The organism is Simplicispira metamorpha, assembly GCF_004341365.1.
GTDB lineage: Bacteria > Pseudomonadota > Gammaproteobacteria > Burkholderiales > Burkholderiaceae_C > Simplicispira > Simplicispira metamorpha.
Window position 1 is genome coordinate 1 of the sequence record NZ_SLXH01000012.1, and the last position, 17628, is coordinate 17628.

17 protein-coding genes and 1 other RNA gene are annotated in these 17628 nt (G+C 65.7%); 11 read left to right on the forward strand and 7 right to left on the reverse strand.

From position 1 onward, the window contains the following. The coding region (locus EV674_RS17555; protein ID WP_207902188.1) for a hypothetical protein at positions 1–280 on the reverse strand (280 nt) is incomplete at its 3' end. On the opposite strand from EV674_RS17555, the gene EV674_RS07965 reads away from it, so the two are divergent. The 7 genes from EV674_RS07965 (at position 279) to htpX (ending at position 6368) form a co-directional block, all read left to right on the forward strand. Beyond that, positions 279–875 (forward strand): tetratricopeptide repeat protein, encoded by a 597-nt coding sequence (locus EV674_RS07965; protein WP_119013021.1) that lies wholly within the window; start codon positions 279–281, stop codon positions 873–875. The two genes, EV674_RS17555 and EV674_RS07965, sit on opposite strands and share 2 nt — an antisense overlap. A gap of 51 nt (positions 876–926) precedes the next feature. Next, positions 927–1631: a DUF4197 domain-containing protein gene (locus EV674_RS07970; RefSeq protein WP_119013022.1), complete on the forward strand. Its 705-nt coding sequence runs from the start codon at positions 927–929 to the stop codon at positions 1629–1631. Continuing rightward, positions 1631–2071 (forward strand): YchJ family protein, encoded by a 441-nt coding sequence (locus EV674_RS07975; RefSeq protein WP_119013023.1) that lies wholly within the window; start codon positions 1631–1633, stop codon positions 2069–2071. Before EV674_RS07970 ends, EV674_RS07975 begins: the two co-directional genes overlap by 1 nt. Positions 2072–2107: 36 nt before the next feature. Next, positions 2108–3157: a dihydroorotase gene (gene pyrC / locus EV674_RS07980; RefSeq protein WP_119013024.1), complete on the forward strand. Its 1050-nt coding sequence runs from the start codon at positions 2108–2110 to the stop codon at positions 3155–3157. A gap of 14 nt (positions 3158–3171) precedes the next feature. Next, positions 3172–4641 (forward strand): NYN domain-containing protein, encoded by a 1470-nt coding sequence (locus EV674_RS07985; RefSeq protein WP_119013025.1) that lies wholly within the window; start codon positions 3172–3174, stop codon positions 4639–4641. After that, positions 4638–5429, forward strand: coding sequence for a DUF3025 domain-containing protein (locus tag EV674_RS07990; RefSeq protein ID WP_119013026.1), 792 nt, complete (start codon positions 4638–4640; stop codon positions 5427–5429). The genes EV674_RS07985 and EV674_RS07990 overlap by 4 nt, the downstream gene beginning before the upstream one ends. A 69-nt stretch (positions 5430–5498) precedes the next feature. Then, complete coding sequence (gene htpX, locus EV674_RS07995; RefSeq protein WP_119013095.1) at positions 5499–6368, forward strand: protease HtpX; 870 nt, start codon at positions 5499–5501, stop codon at positions 6366–6368. A gap of 79 nt (positions 6369–6447) precedes the next feature. On the opposite strand, the gene EV674_RS08000 is transcribed toward htpX, so the two are convergent. The 4 genes from EV674_RS08000 to EV674_RS08015 all read right to left on the reverse strand — a co-directional run bounded on the left by EV674_RS08000 (position 6448) and on the right by EV674_RS08015 (position 11479). Then, positions 6448–8226: an NAD(P)/FAD-dependent oxidoreductase gene (locus tag EV674_RS08000; protein ID WP_119013027.1), complete on the reverse strand. Its 1779-nt coding sequence runs from the start codon at positions 8224–8226 to the stop codon at positions 6448–6450. 244 nt (positions 8227–8470) lie between these two features. Beyond that, complete coding sequence (gene cysK, locus EV674_RS08005; RefSeq protein WP_119013028.1) at positions 8471–9388, reverse strand: cysteine synthase A; 918 nt, start codon at positions 9386–9388, stop codon at positions 8471–8473. Between the two features lie 180 nt (positions 9389–9568). Continuing rightward, the gene (locus EV674_RS08010) at positions 9569–10201 is read right to left on the reverse strand and encodes a class I SAM-dependent methyltransferase (protein ID WP_119013029.1); all 633 of its coding nucleotides are present in this window, start codon (positions 10199–10201) and stop codon (positions 9569–9571) included. Positions 10202–10219: 18 nt separating this feature from the next. Beyond that, positions 10220–11479 (reverse strand): HD-GYP domain-containing protein, encoded by a 1260-nt coding sequence (locus EV674_RS08015; protein ID WP_119013030.1) that lies wholly within the window; start codon positions 11477–11479, stop codon positions 10220–10222. Between the two features lie 79 nt (positions 11480–11558). Between EV674_RS08015 and rnpB the strand changes: the two genes are divergently transcribed. After that, positions 11559–11995: RNase P RNA component class A (rnpB, locus tag EV674_RS08020), an RNA gene on the forward strand. Between the two features lie 62 nt (positions 11996–12057). Here the strand turns inward: rnpB and EV674_RS08025 are convergent. Both EV674_RS08025 and EV674_RS08030 read right to left on the reverse strand, forming a co-directional pair. Further along, a complete protein-coding gene (locus tag EV674_RS08025; RefSeq protein WP_119013031.1) occupies positions 12058–12846 on the reverse strand; it encodes an rRNA pseudouridine synthase in 789 nt (262 codons plus the stop codon). 130 nt (positions 12847–12976) lie between these two features. Beyond that, positions 12977–14659, reverse strand: a complete 1683-nt coding sequence (locus EV674_RS08030; protein ID WP_119013032.1) for an MBL fold metallo-hydrolase — start codon at positions 14657–14659, stop codon at positions 12977–12979. Positions 14660–14761: 102 nt separating this feature from the next. On the opposite strand from EV674_RS08030, the gene EV674_RS08035 reads away from it, so the two are divergent. The 3 genes from EV674_RS08035 to EV674_RS08045 all read left to right on the forward strand — a co-directional run bounded on the left by EV674_RS08035 (position 14762) and on the right by EV674_RS08045 (position 17613). Beyond that, positions 14762–15856 carry an RNA-guided endonuclease InsQ/TnpB family protein gene (locus EV674_RS08035; RefSeq protein WP_119013033.1) on the forward strand — a complete coding sequence of 365 codons (1095 nt, stop codon included), beginning with the start codon at positions 14762–14764 and terminating at the stop codon, positions 15854–15856. Positions 15857–16015: 159 nt separating this feature from the next. Further along, positions 16016–16894 (forward strand): diaminopimelate epimerase, encoded by an 879-nt coding sequence (dapF, locus tag EV674_RS08040; protein WP_119013034.1) that lies wholly within the window; start codon positions 16016–16018, stop codon positions 16892–16894. Next, positions 16891–17613 carry a DUF484 family protein gene (locus EV674_RS08045; protein ID WP_119013035.1) on the forward strand — a complete coding sequence of 241 codons (723 nt, stop codon included), beginning with the start codon at positions 16891–16893 and terminating at the stop codon, positions 17611–17613. The genes dapF and EV674_RS08045 overlap by 4 nt, the downstream gene beginning before the upstream one ends. The last annotated feature ends 15 nt before the right edge of the window (positions 17614–17628 follow it).

Genomic DNA, 17628 nt, shown 5'->3' on the forward strand with positions numbered 1-17628 from the left:
GTGGCTGCTTTGGCACTGGGGGCAGATCAGACTCATCTGTTGAACCTCGCACAAATGCGGAAAGATTGCATAAAAATACCTTTTTCGCAATCCCCGATTTGGCTTGATTTTTTTCGGGGGCGGGTGGTGGAGGCTGCTGGCCAGATTTCATCCCCAATGCCCCGTCTTTTCCCGCTGCTGCGCTGTGGGGCGCGTGGGTAAACTGGTCACTTCTGTGATTTACCAACCCATGTTCCGGGGCTTGCGCCGGAACCGCGCCTTCAACGGGAGATGCACGCATGCACAAAAAGGCCCCAGCCTGCTGGTTGACACTGGCCATCGCCATGGCGGGGGTGGCCCAGGCGCAGCCCGACCCAACGCCGCTGCCCGTGCCCGGAACCACCGAGCGCTTCCAAGAAGGCGGCGTAGCCCTGTCCGAGCTGCGCGCCTATGCCGAACTGGGCTATGTGTCTGCACAGTACCGGCTGGCGCAGCGCTACCTGCAAGGCCAGGGCGTGATGCGCGACGTGCCGCAAGCGGCGCTGTGGTTTCGCCGCGCTGCCGATTCGGGCGAGCCGCGCTCGCAACTGGAGCTGGCGCTGATGCACCTGCGCGGCGAGGGCGTGCAGCGCAGCGAACGGATGGCCGCCCACTGGATGCGCCAGGCCGCCGAGAGCGGTTTTCAGCGCGCCCAACTGCACGTAGGCACCATGTACGAGCACGGCCTGGGCGTGGCCAAAGACCAGACGGAAGCCTATTTCTGGTACTGCCTGGCCAGCGAGGGCGTGTGGGGCAACCACGAAGCCGTGCAGGCGCGCGACCGCCTGGGCGCGCTGCTCACCAACGTGCAGCGCGCATCTGCCCGCTCGGCGGCGTTTTACTGGCGCCCGCGCTGATCTGGCGCCGCCCCGCGCCCCTGCTCCATTTTTCAGACCGAGGATTTCCCCATGTTGCGTCGTCACTTTCACCATGCGGGCGCTGCGGCGCTCACGGCCCTGCTGCTGGCCGCCACCCGGCAGGCGCAGGCGCTGTCGCTGGGCGACATGACCAACGCCGACGCCAGCAGCGGCCTCAAGGCCGCGCTGGGCCAGGGCGCGCAGGCCGCAGTGGCCTTGCTGGGCCGCCCCGATGGTTTTTTGGGCAACCCCAAGGTGCGCATCGGCCTGCCGGGTTCGCTGGACGACGCTGCCAAGCTGCTCAAAACCTTTGGCCAGGGCCAGCGCATTGACGAGCTGCTGACCGCCATCAACCGCGCCGCCGAAACCGCCGTGCCCATGGGCCAGGACTTGCTGGTGGGCGCCGTGCAAAGCATGACCGTCACCGATGCCAAAAACATCCTGACCGGCGGCGATACCTCGGTCACGCAGTTTTTTGCCGACAAAACCCGCGCTCCGCTGGGCCAGCGCTTTTTGCCCGTGGTCAACCAGGCCACGGAAAAAGTCAACCTCGCCCAGTCCTACAACGCCTTTGCCGGCAAGGCCGCCAGCTTTGGCCTGTTGAGAAAAGAAGATGCCGACCTGGGCCAGTACGTCACCGGCAAAACGCTGGACGGCCTGTACCTGGTGATTGGCGAGGAAGAAAAGAAAATCCGCCAAAACCCCATGGGCAGTGCCAGCGCCATCGTGCAAAAAGTGTTTGGTGCGCTGCGCTGATGGCTGCCAACCCCGCCCGCGCTGCCCGGTCTGCCGCCCCCGTGCCAGATGCCTGCCCCTGCGGCCAGCTGTCGGCCCAGCGCCAGCCGCTGGCCTTTGCCGACTGCTGTGGCCGCTATATCGATCACTTTGACACCACCCCCGCGCCCGACGCCGAGCACCTGATGCGCTCGCGCTACAGCGCCTTTGTGCGCGGCCAGGTCGATTACCTGCTGGCCACCTGGCACCCCAGCCAGCGCCCCGACACGCTCGAGTTGGAACCCCACGCCCAGTGGCTGGGCCTGGAAGTGCGCCAACACCGCGTGCTGGATGCCGACCACGCCCAGGTGGCCTTTGTGGCCCGCTACCGCGTGGCGGGCCGCGCCGTGCGCTTGCAGGAAAACAGCCGCTTTGTGCGCGAGGCTGGCCGCTGGTATTACCTGGACGCCGCCGGGCAGTAAGCACCGCAGCCCCCGGGCGATGGGAAAATGCCCGGCATGACCACCTCTGCCCCCACCCACACCCTGACCATCACCCGCCCCGACGACTGGCACCTGCACGTGCGCGACGGCGAGCCCCTGCACACCGTGGTGCCGCACACCGCCGCCCAGTTTGGCCGCGCCATCATCATGCCCAACCTGCGCCCGCCCGTGACCACCGCGCAGCAGGCGCTGGAATACAAACAACGCATCCTGGCCGCCGTGCCCGCCGGTGTGCAGTTTGAGCCGCTGATGACGCTGTACCTCACCGACCGCCTGCCGCCCGAAGAAATCGTCCGCGCCAAAGAGGCGGGCGTGGTGGCTGCCAAGCTCTACCCGGCTGGCGCCACCACCAACAGCGACGCTGGCGTGACCGACCTGCGCAACATCTACCCCACGCTGGAGGCCATGCAAAAGGCCGGTATGCCGCTGCTGGTGCATGGCGAAGTGACCAGTGCCGACATCGACCTGTTCGACCGTGAAGCCGTGTTCATCGACCAGCAGCTCATCCCGCTGCGCCGCGACTTCCCCGAACTCAAGATCGTCTTCGAGCACATCACCACCAAAGAAGCCGCCGAGTACGTGGCCAGCAGCGACGCCTATACCGCCGCCACCATCACCGCCCACCACCTGCTGTACAACCGCAACGCCATCTTCACCGGCGGCATCCGTCCGCACTACTACTGCCTGCCGGTGCTCAAGCGCGAAACCCACCGCCTGGCGCTGGTGCAAGCGGCCACCAGTGGCAGCAGCAAATTTTTCCTGGGCACCGACAGCGCCCCGCACCCCGCGCACCTGAAAGAGCACGCCAGCGGCTGCGCCGGTTGCTACACCGCCCACGCCGCCATGGAGCTGTACGCCGAGGCCTTCGACAACGCAGGGGCGCTCGATCAGTTGGAAGCCTTTGCCAGCTTCAACGGCCCGGCCTTTTACAACCTGCCGCGCAACCAGGGCACCCTCACCCTGCGCCGCGAAAGCTGGACCCCGCCCGACAGCTTTGCCTTTGGCGAAGCCGAACTCAAGCCCCTGCGCGCCGGTGAAGCGCTGGCGTGGCGGGTGGCCCCGTAACCTGTACCGCTGCCATGTCTGGTTTCACGGCCAAAAACATGGCCGTTTTCATTGATGCCGACAATTTGAGTAATGCAACGGCCCTGGACCATGTGTTTGCCGACTTGCAATCGCGGGCCGAACGCATTTCTTACCGCCGCGCCTATGGCCGCCCCGAAAGTCTGAAAACCATCGAGGCGGTGCTGTGGCGCCACGGTGTGCGCCCGGTGAACAACCTGGTCACCAACAAGGTGACAACCGACATTGCGCTGACCATCGACGCGGTGGAGGCGGTGTGCCGCCGGGGTTTTGATGCGGTGGTGATCTGCTCGGGCGATGCAGACTTTGTACCGCTGGCCACCTGGTTGCGTGAACAGGGCTGTTTTGTGCTGTGTTTCAGCCTGAACAACACTTTGTTTGCCAACCCGGAGAGTTTTTATGACGAGGTGGTGATGCTGGAGGTGGTGCAAAAGCCCGAGCCTCCGGCTGCGCCAGTGCCGTCTGCACCTCCAGTGCTAGTTCCGGCGCCAGTCCCGGCACCAGCGCCGCTGCCTGCTGTACTACCTGAGATTCCAACCAAACCCTCGTTCACGCCTGCACCGGTAGTCGCCCCCGCGTCCCCGGTGCCGTCATTGCCGCCTGCGCCAAGTCCCGCCCCTCCAAACGTGGGCACGGTACAGCAGGTGCTACAGGCTTTTCCGGCTTTGCGCAGTGGCGAGCCGCAGCATCTGGGGCCAGTCGTTGCTGCGCTGCGACAGCGTGGCATTTTGGCTCCTGGCGCCAAATTCAAAACATGGTTTGCATGCTGTGCCGTAGAGTTTGAGTTGCTACCGCAGCCGGTACCGAACCAGATTCGTTACAGGCGATCGCACAGTGCGGTGCCCCCCAAAGTCCCAGAATTTGCTGGGCTGGCCCCTGCCTTGCCCGAAGAGGTGGAGCGCATCCTGCAAGCTGTGCCTGCCTTGCGTCAGGCGCCGCAACTGTTGTCCCAAGTGGTACCGGTGCTGCGCCAAAAAACCATTTTGGGCAAGACGACCAAGTCCATCACATTTTTTGCCCGCCACGCGGCGCATTTCAAGCTCAGCCCCGCGCACCAGCCAACGCAACTTGCCTTCGTGCCCGTGAAACCTCTACCAGCGCAGCCGACGCATTCGGTCGATGTGAGCCTGCCGCCACGGGTGCCGCAATCTGTTCTACCCGCTGTTTTGTCATGGCCTGTAGCGGCACCGCGCCGACCCGCGCCACCATTACTGCTGGAACTGCACGGCCTACGCTCCGTTTTGGTGCAGCTTGCGCTGCGCCGTGTCACGGTGGCTGATGTGCTGCTGGCGGTGCCTGAGCTGTTGCGCGGTCAGCCCTGTGCCTTGAGTGCCGTGGCAGGGCGCTTGCGCGAGCGTGGATGGCTGCGCTCTGGTGATTCGGCCTTGCGGATTCTGGAGCGCCATCCAGGCTCTTTTGCCGTGGAGTTGGGCTCCACACCCCAAGCGGTGATTTATCTCCGATGAGCACATCTTCACTCAACGCCATCGCCTGGCAAGCCCCTTGGCTCGCCCCGTTGCGTACTGTGGGCCAGGTGGTGCAGCAGCGCGTGTTGATGGGCAGCACGGTGGCCGATGCGCTCAATGCAGCAGCTGCGGGCGCCGCCTGCCCGGTGCGCTTTGTGCCCCAGACCGATTTGCCCGTGGGCATGGCCTATGAAAGCCACATTTTCGCCACGGGCCGCGTGCCCACGCGCTGCAACCTGCACGACTTTTTCAATGGCCTGGTCTGGCTGCACTACCCGCAGGCCAAGCAGCGCCTGAACCGCTTGCAGGCCCAGGCCATCGCCGCCCACGGGGTGGGCGGCGTGCGCGGCCCGCTGCGCGATGCGATCACGCTGCTCGATGAAAACGGCGCCGTGCTCCATGCGCCCGCGCCGCTGTGGCAGGCACTGCGTGCGCGCGATTGGCGCGCGCTGTTCACCGACCTGCGCCCGCTGTGGCGAGAGGCACGGCTGGAGCTGCTGGGCCACGCCCTGATGGAGCAACTGGTTTTCCCCCGAAAACCCATCACGGCCCACGTCTATATTGCGCAAGCAGCTATGGATTCAGGAGCAGTGACAGACGCCTGGCTGGCCACCGACTTGCAAGCCCCGCACCTGTCGGCCAAACCCTTTACCCCGCTGCCCGTACTGGGAATGCCCGGCTGGTGGCCCGAGAACGAAAACGCTTGCTTTTATGATGACCCGTTCGTTTTTCGCGGCCCGCGCCCGCTGCAGGCGCTGACCCCCGGCCCGTCAGTGCCCGCAGCTTGAAAGCGCGGTGCCCTCACCCCATTTGCCACCCCGAGGGGCTTGTGCCCCATCCCTGTGGAGAAAAAAACCATGAAACGCATTCTTTTGTTTGTCCTGACCAACGTGGCCGTGGTGGCGGTGCTGGGCATCGTGGCCAGCCTGCTGGGCGTCAACCGCTACCTCACCAGCAATGGCCTGAACCTGGGCGCCCTGCTGGGCTATGCGCTGGTGATGGGCTTTGGCGGCGCCATCATCTCGCTGCTCATCAGCAAGCCCATGGCCAAGTGGAGTTCGGGCGTGCAGGTCATCGACCAGCCGCGCAACCAGGATGAGGCCTGGATCGTCGAGACGGTGCGCAAGTTTGCCGACAAGGCGGGCATCGGCATGCCCGAGGTGGGTATTTTTGAGGGCGACCCCAACGCTTTTGCCACCGGTGCCTTCAAGAACTCGGCCCTGGTGGCGGTGTCCACCGGACTGCTCGAGAGCATGACGCACGAAGAAATCGAGGCCGTGATTGGCCACGAGGTGGCGCACATCGCCAACGGTGACATGGTCACCATGACGCTGATCCAGGGTGTGATGAACACCTTTGTGGTGTTCCTGTCGCGCGTGATTGGTTATGCGGTGGACAGCTTTTTGCGCAAGAACGATTCCGAAAACACCGGCCCCGGCATCGGCTACATGATTACCACCGTGGTGCTCGATATCTTGCTGGGTTTTGTCGCTGCCATCATCGTGGCTTGGTTCTCGCGCCAGCGCGAGTTCCGTGCCGATGCGGGCGCTGCCCAGCTCATGGGCCGCAAGCAGCCGATGATCAACGCGCTGGCCCGCCTGGGCGGCGTCCACACCGCCGAGCTGCCCAAGAGCATGGCCGCCATGGGCATTGCTGGTGGCATTGGCCAGCTGTTTTCCACCCACCCACCGATTGAAGAGCGCATTGCGCGTTTGCAGCAAGGCTGATCGTCGGTTGGTCAGTCGGTGCCATGCACCGGCACCCCCACACACCGCCAGCGGGCTGCTACAGCCCCTGGCGGTTTTTTTATCCCAGCAGGCTGCGCGCTACGGCTTCGGCCACCTTGATGCCATCGACGCCCGCCGACAAAATGCCGCCCGCGTAGCTGGCGCCTTCGCCCGCCGGGTACAGGCCCGCCGTGTTCAGGCTCTGGAAGTGCTCGCCGCGGGAGATTTTCAGGGGCGAGGAGGTACGTGTTTCCACCCCGGTGAGCACGGCGTCGTGCATGTCAAAGCCTTTGATCTTGCGGCCAAAGGCGGGCAGGGCCTCGCGCAGGGCCTCGGTGGCGTAGCCGGGCAGCGCGGCGCGCAAATCGACCAGTGCCACGCCGGGCTGGTACGAGGGCTCCACGCCGCCCAGGGCCTGGGAGGCGCGCCCGGCGATGAAGTCGCCCACCAGTTGCGCGGGGGCGCTGTAGTTGCTGCCGCCCAGCACGTACGCGTTGGATTCGAGCTGGCGTTGCAGCACGATGCCCGCCAGCGGGTGGTGCTGGTCAGCGCCCAGCGTTTCCACGCCGTGGGTGGCGCCCAGTTGGGCCGCGAAGGCGGCAGGGTCACGCGGGTAGTCTTGCGGGTCGATGCCGACCACCATCCCGGCGTTGGCGTTGCGCTCGTTGCGCGAATACTGGCTCATGCCATTGGTGACGACGCGGCCCGCCTCGCTGGTGGCGGCCACCACGGTGCCGCCGGGGCACATGCAAAAGCTGTAGGCGGTGCGGCCATTGCTGGCGTGGTGAACCAGCTTGTAATCGGCGGCGCCCAAGAGCGGGTGCCCGGCGTGGCGGCCCCAGCGGGCACGGTCGATCACGCCCTGCGGGTGCTCAATCCGAAAACCCACCGAGAACGGCTTGGCCTCCATGTGTACGCCGCGCTGGTAGAGCATGGCAAAGGTGTCGCGCGCACTGTGGCCCAGCGCCATCACGACGTGGTCGGTGCGCAGCTCGTGCGTGGTGCCGCTGGCCAGGTCTTGCACTTGCAGGCCGCGCACGTGGCGCTGGCCCTGGGCGTTTTCCTCGATCAGCACATCGGTCACGCGCTGCTGGAACCGCACCTCGCCGCCCAGGGCTGTGATTTGTGCGCGCAGAGCTTCCACCACCTTCACCAGCTTGAAGGTGCCGATGTGCGGGTGGGCGGCGTACAAAATCTCGGGCGGGGCACCGGCCTGCACGAACTCTTCCATCACCTTGCGGCCCAGGTGGCGCGGGTCTTTGATCTGGCTGTAGAGCTTGCCGTCGGAAAACGTCCCGGCGCCGCCTTCACCAAACTGCACGTTGCTTTCGGGGTCGAGGGTGCGTTTGCGCCACAGGCCCCAGGTGTCTTTGGTGCGCTCGCGCACCGTTTTGCCGCGCTCCAGCACGATGGGCTTGAAGCCCATCTGCGCCAGCACCAGTGCGGCAAAAATCCCGCACGGGCCAAACCCCACCACCACCGGGCGCACGGCCACATCAGCAGGTGCATGGCCCACGGGGTGCCATGCCATGTCGGGCGTGGGCTGGATGTGCGCATTACCGCTGTGCCGCGCCAGCAGGGCGGGTTCTTGGCTGGGGTCGGCCAGGGCCACATCAACGATATAGACGGCCAGCAGGTGGGCCTTGCGCGCATCAAAACTGCGCTTGAAGACGTGCAGCTGGGCGATGGCGCTGTCGTCCTGCAAACCCAGCGCCTGCGCAGCCAACTGGCGCAGTGCGGCAATGGGGTGGGGTGGCGGGGTGCGGTCGGCGTCGGTCTCAAAGCCGGTATCGGCGGCGCGCAAAGGGGTGACGGGCAGTGCCGACAGCGGCAGCTTCAGTTCAGACAGGCGGATCATGGCAGTGGCAGGCCCGTGGTGATCGGGCAAAGGGCAAAGTCTCAGGGGGGGACGCGGATTTTACCGAGCAGGCCCTGGTCGGGTGGCCCGCGCCCGCCACGCGCTGGCCGGTGGCGTTGGCTGCACGCGCACTGCGGCAGCAGTTATCACTATTATTTTGATAGCTGTTCGCGCACGCTGCATAAGGGTAAAAAGCAAAAAAGACCCAAAATTGGGTCTTTTTTGAGGGGCTGTGGACTTGCTATTACGCGGGCAAGAAGCCTTCCACCGACAAATAGCGCTCGCCCGTGTCGTAGTTGAAGCCCAGCACGCGGCTGCCAGCGGGCAGCTCAGGCAGTTTTTGCGCAATCGCGGCCAGCGTGGCGCCCGAGGAGATGCCCACCAGCAGCCCTTCTTCGCGGGCGCTGCGGCGGGCGTACTCGCGCGCGGGTTCGGCATCGACCTGGATCACGCCGTCGAGCACGCTGGTGTCCAGGTTCTTGGGGATGAAGCCCGCGCCAATGCCCTGGATGGGGTGCGGTGCAGGCGCGCCGCCGCTGATGACGGGCGACTGCGTGGGCTCCACGGCAAACACCTTCAGATTCGGAAATTGCGCCTTGAGCACCCGCGCCACGCCCGTCAGGTGCCCGCCCGTGCCCACACCGGTGATGAGCACGTCCAGCCCGCCGGGGAAGTCGGCCAGGATTTCCTGCGCCGTGGTGCGCACGTGGATGTCGATGTTGGCGGGGTTCTCGAACTGCTGCGGAATCCACGAACCCGGCGTTTGCGCGTGCAGCTCTTCGGCGCGGGCGATGGCGCCTTTCATGCCTTTTTCGCGCGGCGTCAGGTCAAAGCTGGCGCCGTAGGCCAGCATCAGGCGCCGGCGCTCGATGCTCATGCTGTCGGGCATCACCAGAATCAGCTTGTAGCCCTTGACGGCGGCCACCATGGCCAGGCCCACGCCGGTGTTGCCGCTGGTGGGCTCGATGATGGTGCCGCCCGGTTGCAGCGCGCCCGATTTCTCGGCATCTTCGATCATGGCCAGCGCAATGCGGTCTTTGATGGAGCCGCCGGGGTTGCCGCGCTCGGACTTGACCCAGACGTTGGCACCCGCGCCAAACAGGCGGTTGATGCGGATGTGCGGCGTGTTGCCAATGGTTTGCAGAACGTTGTCGAATGCCATGGTGCAGGTCTCCGGTGTTGGGGGAAGAAACCTGCACATTCTGGCCCAGTTGTTCTGTGCTGAAGCCATATCCATATGCACAGCGCCGGGCAGGCGGCGGCGCCCGTGGGGCACAAAAATAATGGTGTTTTATGGCTCTGGCCCTTGTGCTGTGGGCGCAAGCAGCTATCAAATCAATAGTTACGACTTGCGCCCCGTCATCAGGAACAGCGGGTAGCTGCGGCCATTGCGTTGCTGTAGTTGCACGATGTGGCTGAAGTGGATGTCGGCCAGCCCGGCTTGTTGGGCCAGCGCGCCCAGTGCCTCGGGCGCAAAGCCCAGGTGCTGCACGCCCTTGGCGGCGTTGTCGCCGTGGAAGCTGCCATCCTCCAAGTACAAGTCCACCAGCGCAATGCGCCCACCCGGGTGCAGCGCGTCGGCAAACGCGCGCAAGAGCGCAGCGGTGTCGGCCACATGGTGCAGCGCCATGCAGCTGACGATGGCGTGGTAGCGCCCAGGCAGTCCGGCAAACACATCGCCGCAGTGCGTGGTGATGTTGGCGTGGCCTTTGGCTTGCAGCACTTCCAGCATGGCCGCCGAGGTGTCCAGCGCCGTGACCTGCGCCACCAGCGGCGCTATTTGTGTGGCCAGCAGGCCGGTGCCAGCGCCAAAGTCCAGCACCTGGTCGGTGGGCGAGAGGGGCAGCTGCGCCAGCAGGCGCGGCGCCACGGCGGCCAGTTGCTGTGATGTGGGGCGCTGGTCCCAGTCGCGGGCGGCGGCGTCGAAATGGCTGGCGGGGGAAGGGGTGGGGGGCGTCGTGTTCATGGCGGTCATGGTGCTCCAGTGCGGTACTCAAACCAGAATATCGAAGTGCCGCTGCACCATGTCGGTCATCAGCGTGCGGGTGGCGGCCTCGTCCAGCCCTTGCAATTGGCGGTGCAGGTCGGGCGCCAGCCGGGTGAAGGTGTCGAGCACGGCGGGGTCGAAGTGGCTGCCCCGGCCTTCTTGAAGGATGGCCATCACCTTGTCAAACGGCAGCGGCTCTTTGTACGGGCGGCGCGAACTGAGCGCGTCAAACACATCGGCCACGGCAAAAATGCGCGCCGACAACGGGATGGCCTCACCCGCCAGACCGCGCGGGTAGCCGCTGCCATCCCATTTTTCGTGGTGGCTGCCGACCACATCGCGGGCGCCATCGAGCCAGCCTGCGCCCGTCACGATGTCCTCGCCCAGCGCCACATGGGTGCGCATGGTGGCCATTTCGGCATCGTCCAGGCGCCCGGGCTTGAGCAAGATGCCATCGGGGATGCCGATCTTGCCCGCGTCGTGCAAAAAGCTGCCCGCAATCAGCGACTGCATGGCCGCGCCCTGCAAGCCCAGTGCGGCGGCGGTGCTGGCGGCCAGCCAGGCCACGCGGTAGTTGTGCGCGCCGGTGTCGGAGTCGCGCTTGGCAATGGCCCGGCCCAGCGCCTCCATCATGGCAATGTGCGATTCGAGCACCAGCTGCGCCTTGTGCTCGTTCTCTTTGACCAGATGCACCACCACCGGGTAAATCACGCCGCCGCACACCAGCGAGGCCAGGCACACCATCAGGCTGACGATGAAGGCGTCCGACAAAATCTGCTGGTGCTGCCACTGCGGAATGGTGCGCACGCCCTCGAAGTAGCCGGTGATGGGGCCAGAGGGCGCCTCGCGCAGCGGCACAAACACGCGCAGTGCCCATTCGCCCCCGGGCAGCGGCAGGCTCTCGTAAGACGACTGCACATAGCGTGGCGTGCCGTGCTTGGGCAGCCGCTGCTCCAGCGCATGGCCTGCGGGCGTGACCGATTCGGCCAGCTTGCGGCCATCGGCACCGTAGATTTCGGCAATATCAAACAGGCCGCCCGTGAGCAGCTGCGCCGCCTGCTGCGCCTGGGCGGCGGCCTGGGGGCCATCCAGCCGCACGCTGCCTTGCCCGGCCAGTACGCGGCGCGATTCTTCCTGGGCAAAGGCCACCACCTCCTGCTCGGCGTTCTCGCGCGAGACCAGCCAGGCCAGCGGACTGGCGCAGGCGGCCATCACCAGCGTGACGGCGGCGATGCGCCCTGCGGTTTTGCGTTGAAAAGTTTGCATCCATGCTTCCTTGGGAGAAGCCGCCACTATGCCCGCTGGCGATGAATGCTTTCTGAGGCAATGCAATAATGCGCCCCGTGAAGCGCGCCAGACCGCCGCTGGTGCAATCTGGGAAACCAGGCACTGGAGGAACGTCCGGACTGCACAGGACAGCGTAGCAGCTAACGGCTGCCCACCGTGAGGTGAGGATCAGAGCAACAGAGACGAGTCAGGTCGTTTTCTCAGCCACCAAGGGTGTTCTATGGGGGGGCCAGCGCAAGCTGGCACCGGCTGGCGCAAGCCAGACGCTCAGGCGAAAGTCTGAAGCCCCATAGCCGCCCAAGGCGCGGAACGCGACTTGGGTGAAACGGGCAATCTCTACGCGCAGCAATACCAAGTAGGCCAACGTTGATGTGGTTCCGCAGAGTTGGCGGGTAGGTAGCACCGAGCCGTGGTGGCGACACCCGGCCCAGAGTAATGGCGGTCACGCCCGGGCAACCGGGTGCACAGAATCCGGCTTATCGGCGCGCTTCACACTTTTGCGCCCAATCAGGCGCTAACGCCCGCCATATAAGCGCGAGCAGCTATCATTTTGATAGTCAGAACTTTTCCCAATCCTGCAAATAGCGCCATTGCCCCTCGGGCACTTTGGCCAGCGGCACGCGGCCTATGCGGATGCGCTTGATGGCCATCACGCGCAGGCCCACGGCCTCGCACATGGCCGGAATTTGGCCGGGGCGTATGCCTTGCAGCGCAAAGCGCAGGCGCGTTTCGTTTTGCCAGCTCACTTTGATCGGGGGCAGTGGTCGGCCATTGAAGCTCAATCCGTGGCACAGGCGCTTGAGGCCCCCTTCGGCAATCTGGCCAGCCACTTCGACGATGCACTCCTGCTCCAGCGATTCGATGTCCTCTTGCAGTTTGCGCGCGATGCGCTTGTCCTGCGTGTAGACCACCAGCCCGCTGGCGGGTGTGGGCAGCGGCGTAAAGCATTCGAGCCCCTTGAAGTGGCGCAGCAGCACGCGCGTGCTGGCGGCGTCTTCGGCCATGTGCGATGGCGCGCCCAGCAGCGACAGCGCCGGGCGTGCGCCCTGGCTGCGGCTGGCGTGGGCAGCGTGGGCGGCCTCCATGCCCAGCCCGGCCTCAAAGCCGGGCGGCTTGTGCAGCAGCAGCGTGACCGGCGCCAGGCCCAACAGGCTGGCTTCCGGCGAGACGGTGATGGCCTGCTGCGGCGCCACGCGCGCGCCGGGCAGCTCGATGACTTGGCCATCGACGCTGACCCAGCCGCCTTCGATGTACTGCTCGGCGGTGCTGCGCGAGCAGGCCAGCAGCTCGGCCACGCGTTTGGCCAGGCGCACCGCGTTGTCGGGGGAGGTAGAAAAGTTCTTCATATATCAGTGGTTCATTGCGCTATGCGCCCCGGCGGCCCAGGCCAGCGGTCGCCGTGCAAGGGCCGCCCCGCCGCACGAGCGACCGTCCCCTGGGGGATGGCGCGAAGCGGCGCGGGGGAAAGCCATTTTTTCAGTTATTGCCCGGGCCTTGGGCGCGGATGCGCTCGACGTGGGCGATCAGCGAGCGCTGGGCCAGCGGCCACATGCGCTCGGGCACGTCGGTGTAGGCGTGGGCCACCCAGTCTTGCAGCGTGCCGTCGGGCAGCGCCTGCATGGCGGCGATGACCTTGGCCTCGCGTGCCAGCCGGTGCGCTTTGAGCTGGGCGATGGCGCTGCGTGCCTGGCCCAGCACGTAGCCGTGCGCGGGCAGGATGAAGTCTGCGCCGTGCTGCGCGCACAGCGCGTCCAGCGCATCCAGCGCATCGAGGTAGTCGGCCATGTTGCCGTCGGGTGGGTTGATGACGGTGGTGCTGCCGTTCAGGATGTGGTCGCCGGAAAACAGCAGGCCGTCTTCCAGCAGCAGCAGGCACAGGTGGTTGGCGGCGTGGCCGGGGGTGTGGATGGCCTGCAAGGTATGGGTGATTTCGCCCTCTGGCCCTTTGCCAGTGAGCGCGAGCAGCTCATGATTTTGTAGCGCGCGGTCGGGCGTGAAGTGGCTGTCGGCCCGCGCGGTGGGGGCCGAGGGCAGACCCAGAATCGGCGGCTTGGCACGGCCCGCCTGCACGCACAGCTGCTGCAGCGGCGCGGCGCCCGGCGAGTGGTCGGGGTGCGAGTGGGTGCAGACGATCATGCGGATGTCGCCGCCCGCAGCGCGCCAGAGTTTGTCCAGGTGCTCGGCGTCGGCGGGGCCGGGATCGATGGCGATATAGCCGGTGGCGGGTTCGCCCACCAAATAGCTGTTGGTGCCGGGGCCGGTCATCACGCCGGGGTTGGGGGCGGTGAGGCGCTGCACGTTTTTCAAGAGCGGCACGGCGCGCTCGCTTTGCCACTCCAGCGGGTGAACGATCTGGCCGTCGGGGCAGACCAGGGCCAGCTCGCCAAAGGGGGCCTCGTCTTCCATGTGGCGCGATTCTTTGCCGTGCAGCAGGCCCGCGCGCGGGCAGCTCACCCACAGGGGCTGTTCGTTGGCCACGGCGGCCAGCACGGCATCGGCGCTGGCAAATTTGGCCAGCCGCTCCAGCGTGCGGATGGTGGGGTAAATCATGAAGAAGCTGCCTGCGGCGTGGCGCTCCAGCGCGTCCTGCGGGTGTACCCAGACGGGTTCGAACTGCTCTTGCTCGTCGGCCACGGGGGTTTGGCCCTCGGGCATGTGCGCCACCAGAAAGGGCACGTCAAAGCGCTTGGGCAGGTCGCGGTCGGCCGTCCAGTGCGCCAGCAGGTACACGCTGTCGGCGGCCAGCGTCAGGCCGTGCGCCTGGCATTGGGCGGCAAAGGGCTGGTGGCGGTCGATGGCGGCGATGTCGGCGGCGCCCGCCATGCGGCCATCGGGGTGGCGCGCCAGCAAGATGCCCAGTTCTTCAAAGCTCTCGCGGATGGCGGCCATGGCCTGCGTCAGGTGCAAGTCGCTTTGTGTGGGGCGGCGTGCGGCAGCGGCGTGCGTGGCCGGGTCGGCGTCCAGCGCATCAATACCGCCGCCCGGAAAGACGTAGGCGCCGGGGGCAAAGCTGGCTTTGTCCGAGCGGCGCGTCATCAGCACTTGCAGGCGGGGGGTGCCGTCGGGGCCGGGTGCGTCGCGCAGCAGCAGCACGGTGGCGGCAGAGAGGGTGCGCGCGGGTTCGCGGCGCGGATGCAGTTGTTGGGTGGTGCGGGGCATTGGGCCATTTTGACCCGAAATGAGCGGCAAGCCTCGGGGTTCAGCCCGAGGTTGGAGCGATCAGGCCGGTACGGCCTGTGGTTTTTCGCATGGCACATGCCTATGATCTTTACTGTGAGCACCACCACCAAAACCTTGCAACTGCGCCTCAAAGACAAGCACGCTCGCGTGCTGCGCCAGATGGCGCGCGAGGTCAATCAGGTGTGGAACCACATCAACGCCATCTCGGCCAAAGCGGCACGGCCTTTTCACGGCAAACCCCAATACCTCTCGGGCTACGACCTGCAAAAGTTCACGGCGGGGTTCAGCCAATGTGAGGGCGTGAGCGTGGGCAGCGGCACCGTGCAGGTGGTTTGCACCGAGTACGCCACGCGGCGCAAGCAGTTCAAGAAAACGCGGCTGAACTGGCGCGTCAGCAATCCCCAATCCGCCAAGTATTCGCTGGGCTGGATTCCGTTCAAGGGTGGCCACGCCAAATACAAAGCTGGGCAAATCCACTTTGCTGGCCAGAAGCTCAGCCTCTGGGACAGCTACGGCCTGGCCGACTACGAATTGCGCGCGGGCAGTTTCAGCGAAGATAGCCGGGGCCGCTGGTATTTCAACGTGGCAGTTGAGGTGCAGCGCAAGCCATCGCCCGGCACAGCCGCTGTGGGCATCGACCTGGGCCTGAAGGAATGCGCCACCGCATCCACGGGCGACAAGATCGAAGGCCGTTGGTATCGCAGCCATGAGCAGGCGCTGGGCATTGCGCAGCGGGCCAACAAGAAAAAGCGCGTGCGCGCCATCCACGCCAAGATCAAAAACCAGCGCAAAGACGCACTGCACCAGTTCAGCAGCAAGCTGGTGCAAGAAAACGCCGCCATCTTCGTGGGCGACGTGGCCAGCGGCCAGCTGGTCAAAACCAAAATGGCCAAGAGCACGCTGGACGCGGGCTGGTCAATGCTCAAGACGATGTTGGAATACAAGAGCCATCAGGCCGGTGTCGTCTTTGAAGTAGTCAATGAGAGCTACACCACCCAGACTTGTTCGTGCTGCGGGGCCATCCCTGCCAGCAGTCCGAAAGGTAGAGCAGGCCTTGGAATAAGAGAATGGGTTTGCAGCGATTGCGGCGCGGCACACGACCGTGATGTCAACGCAGCTAAAAACATTCTCGCGGCGGGACATCGCCGTCTTGCAGAAGGAGTCCCCGTCCTTTAGGGCGGGGAGGATGTCAAATTCTCCCCAGCCACCGGGCAGGCGATGCCTGCGGTGCCTGGGGCGGGCGTTGGGCCTGGGCCAGCCGCTGCTGCGGGTTCGCGCGCTACGGGCCGGTGGCCAGGCCAGCGGCGGCATGGTTCAGCAACGATAATTCCTGCCATGCAGATTCGCTTTACCAAAATGCAGGGCGCGGGCAACGACTTTGTGGTGCTCGATGAAACCCAGGGCCGCCTGGGCCTGACGCCCGCGCACTACCGCTTTCTGGCCGACCGCCACTTTGGCGTCGGCGCCGACCAAATTCTGAGCGTGCGGCCATCGCCCGGGCCGGGCATTGATTTTGAGTACGCCATCCACAATGCCGATGGCGGCGAGGTGGAGCAGTGCGGCAACGGCGCCCGCTGCTTTGCCCGCTTTGTGCGCGACAAGGGCTTGAGCCGCAAAGACACCATCCGCGTGCAAACGCTCTCGGGCGTGATTGCGCCGCAGCTCACGCCCGATGGCCGCGTCACCGTGGACATGGGCCTGCCCGTGTTCGACCCCGCCCGCGTGCCCTTTGACACCGAGGGCTTGCAGCCCGTGGCCCAGGGTTTGGGGCAAAAATGGCCTCTGGCCCTTGCAGGGCAAGCGCAAGCAGCTACTGTTTTGATAGTGCCGGTGTCCATGGGCAACCCGCACGCCGTGCAGTTGGTGGAGGACGTGGACACTGCCCCCGTGCTGCAAACCGGCCCATTGATTGAAAACCACGCCCGCTTCGTGCAGCGCGTGAATGCCGGATTCATGCAAATCGTGAACCGACAGCAGGTGCGCCTGCGCGTGTACGAGCGTGGCGCGGGCGAGACGCTGGCCTGCGGCACGGGCGCCTGCGCCGCTGCTGTGGCGGGCATACGGCTGGGCCTGCTGGACGCGCACGTCGATGTGGACACCCGGGGTGGCCGCCTGAGCATTGGCTGGGCTGGCGGCCCTGCCGACCCGGTTTTCCTGACCGGCCCTGCCACCACCGTTTTTGAAGGCCAGATCACGCTGCCTGACACCCCATGAGCCCACATTCCCCACTCCCCCAGATCGCCCCCATCACCGAAGAAGACATCGTGGAGTACCTGGCGCAGACGCCGGGTTTTTTTGAGCGCCATGCCGAGCTGCTCACCAGCGTGCAAATGGTCAGCCCCCACGGCCACCGTGCCGTCAGCCTGCAAGAGCGCCAGGCCGAGATGCTGCGCGACAAGATCAAGGGCCTGGAGCAGCGCGTCATGGACATGGTGCGCAACGCCCACGAGAACGCCGCCATCGCAGAAAAAGTCCACCAGTGGGGCTGCGACCTGCAACGCATCAAGGTGCCCACCGATTTGCCCGATGCCGTGGTGCGCGGTATTCGCACGCTGTTTGATGTGCCGCAGGCGGCTGTGCGCGTCTGGAGCGTGGCGCCCGCCTATGCCAATGCCCCCGTCACCTGGGGCGCCAGCGACGATGTGCGCGCTTTTGCCACCTCGCTGACGATGCCGTTTTGCGGCCCCAACCTGGGTTTTGAGCCTGTGGGCTGGCTGCGCGGCGCCGCCTCCTCGGACGGTAGCGAGAGCAACGAGGTGCACTCGCTGGCCCTGTTGCCGCTGCGCGATGGCCCCATGGACCGCGCCACCCCGGCCTTTGGCATGCTGGTGCTGGCATCGCACGACCCGCACCGCTTTGAAGCCACCATGGGCACCGACTTTCTCACCCTCATCGCTGAAATGGCCAGCGCGGCGCTGGCACGCCTGCGCTGATCGGGCCTCTGCGCG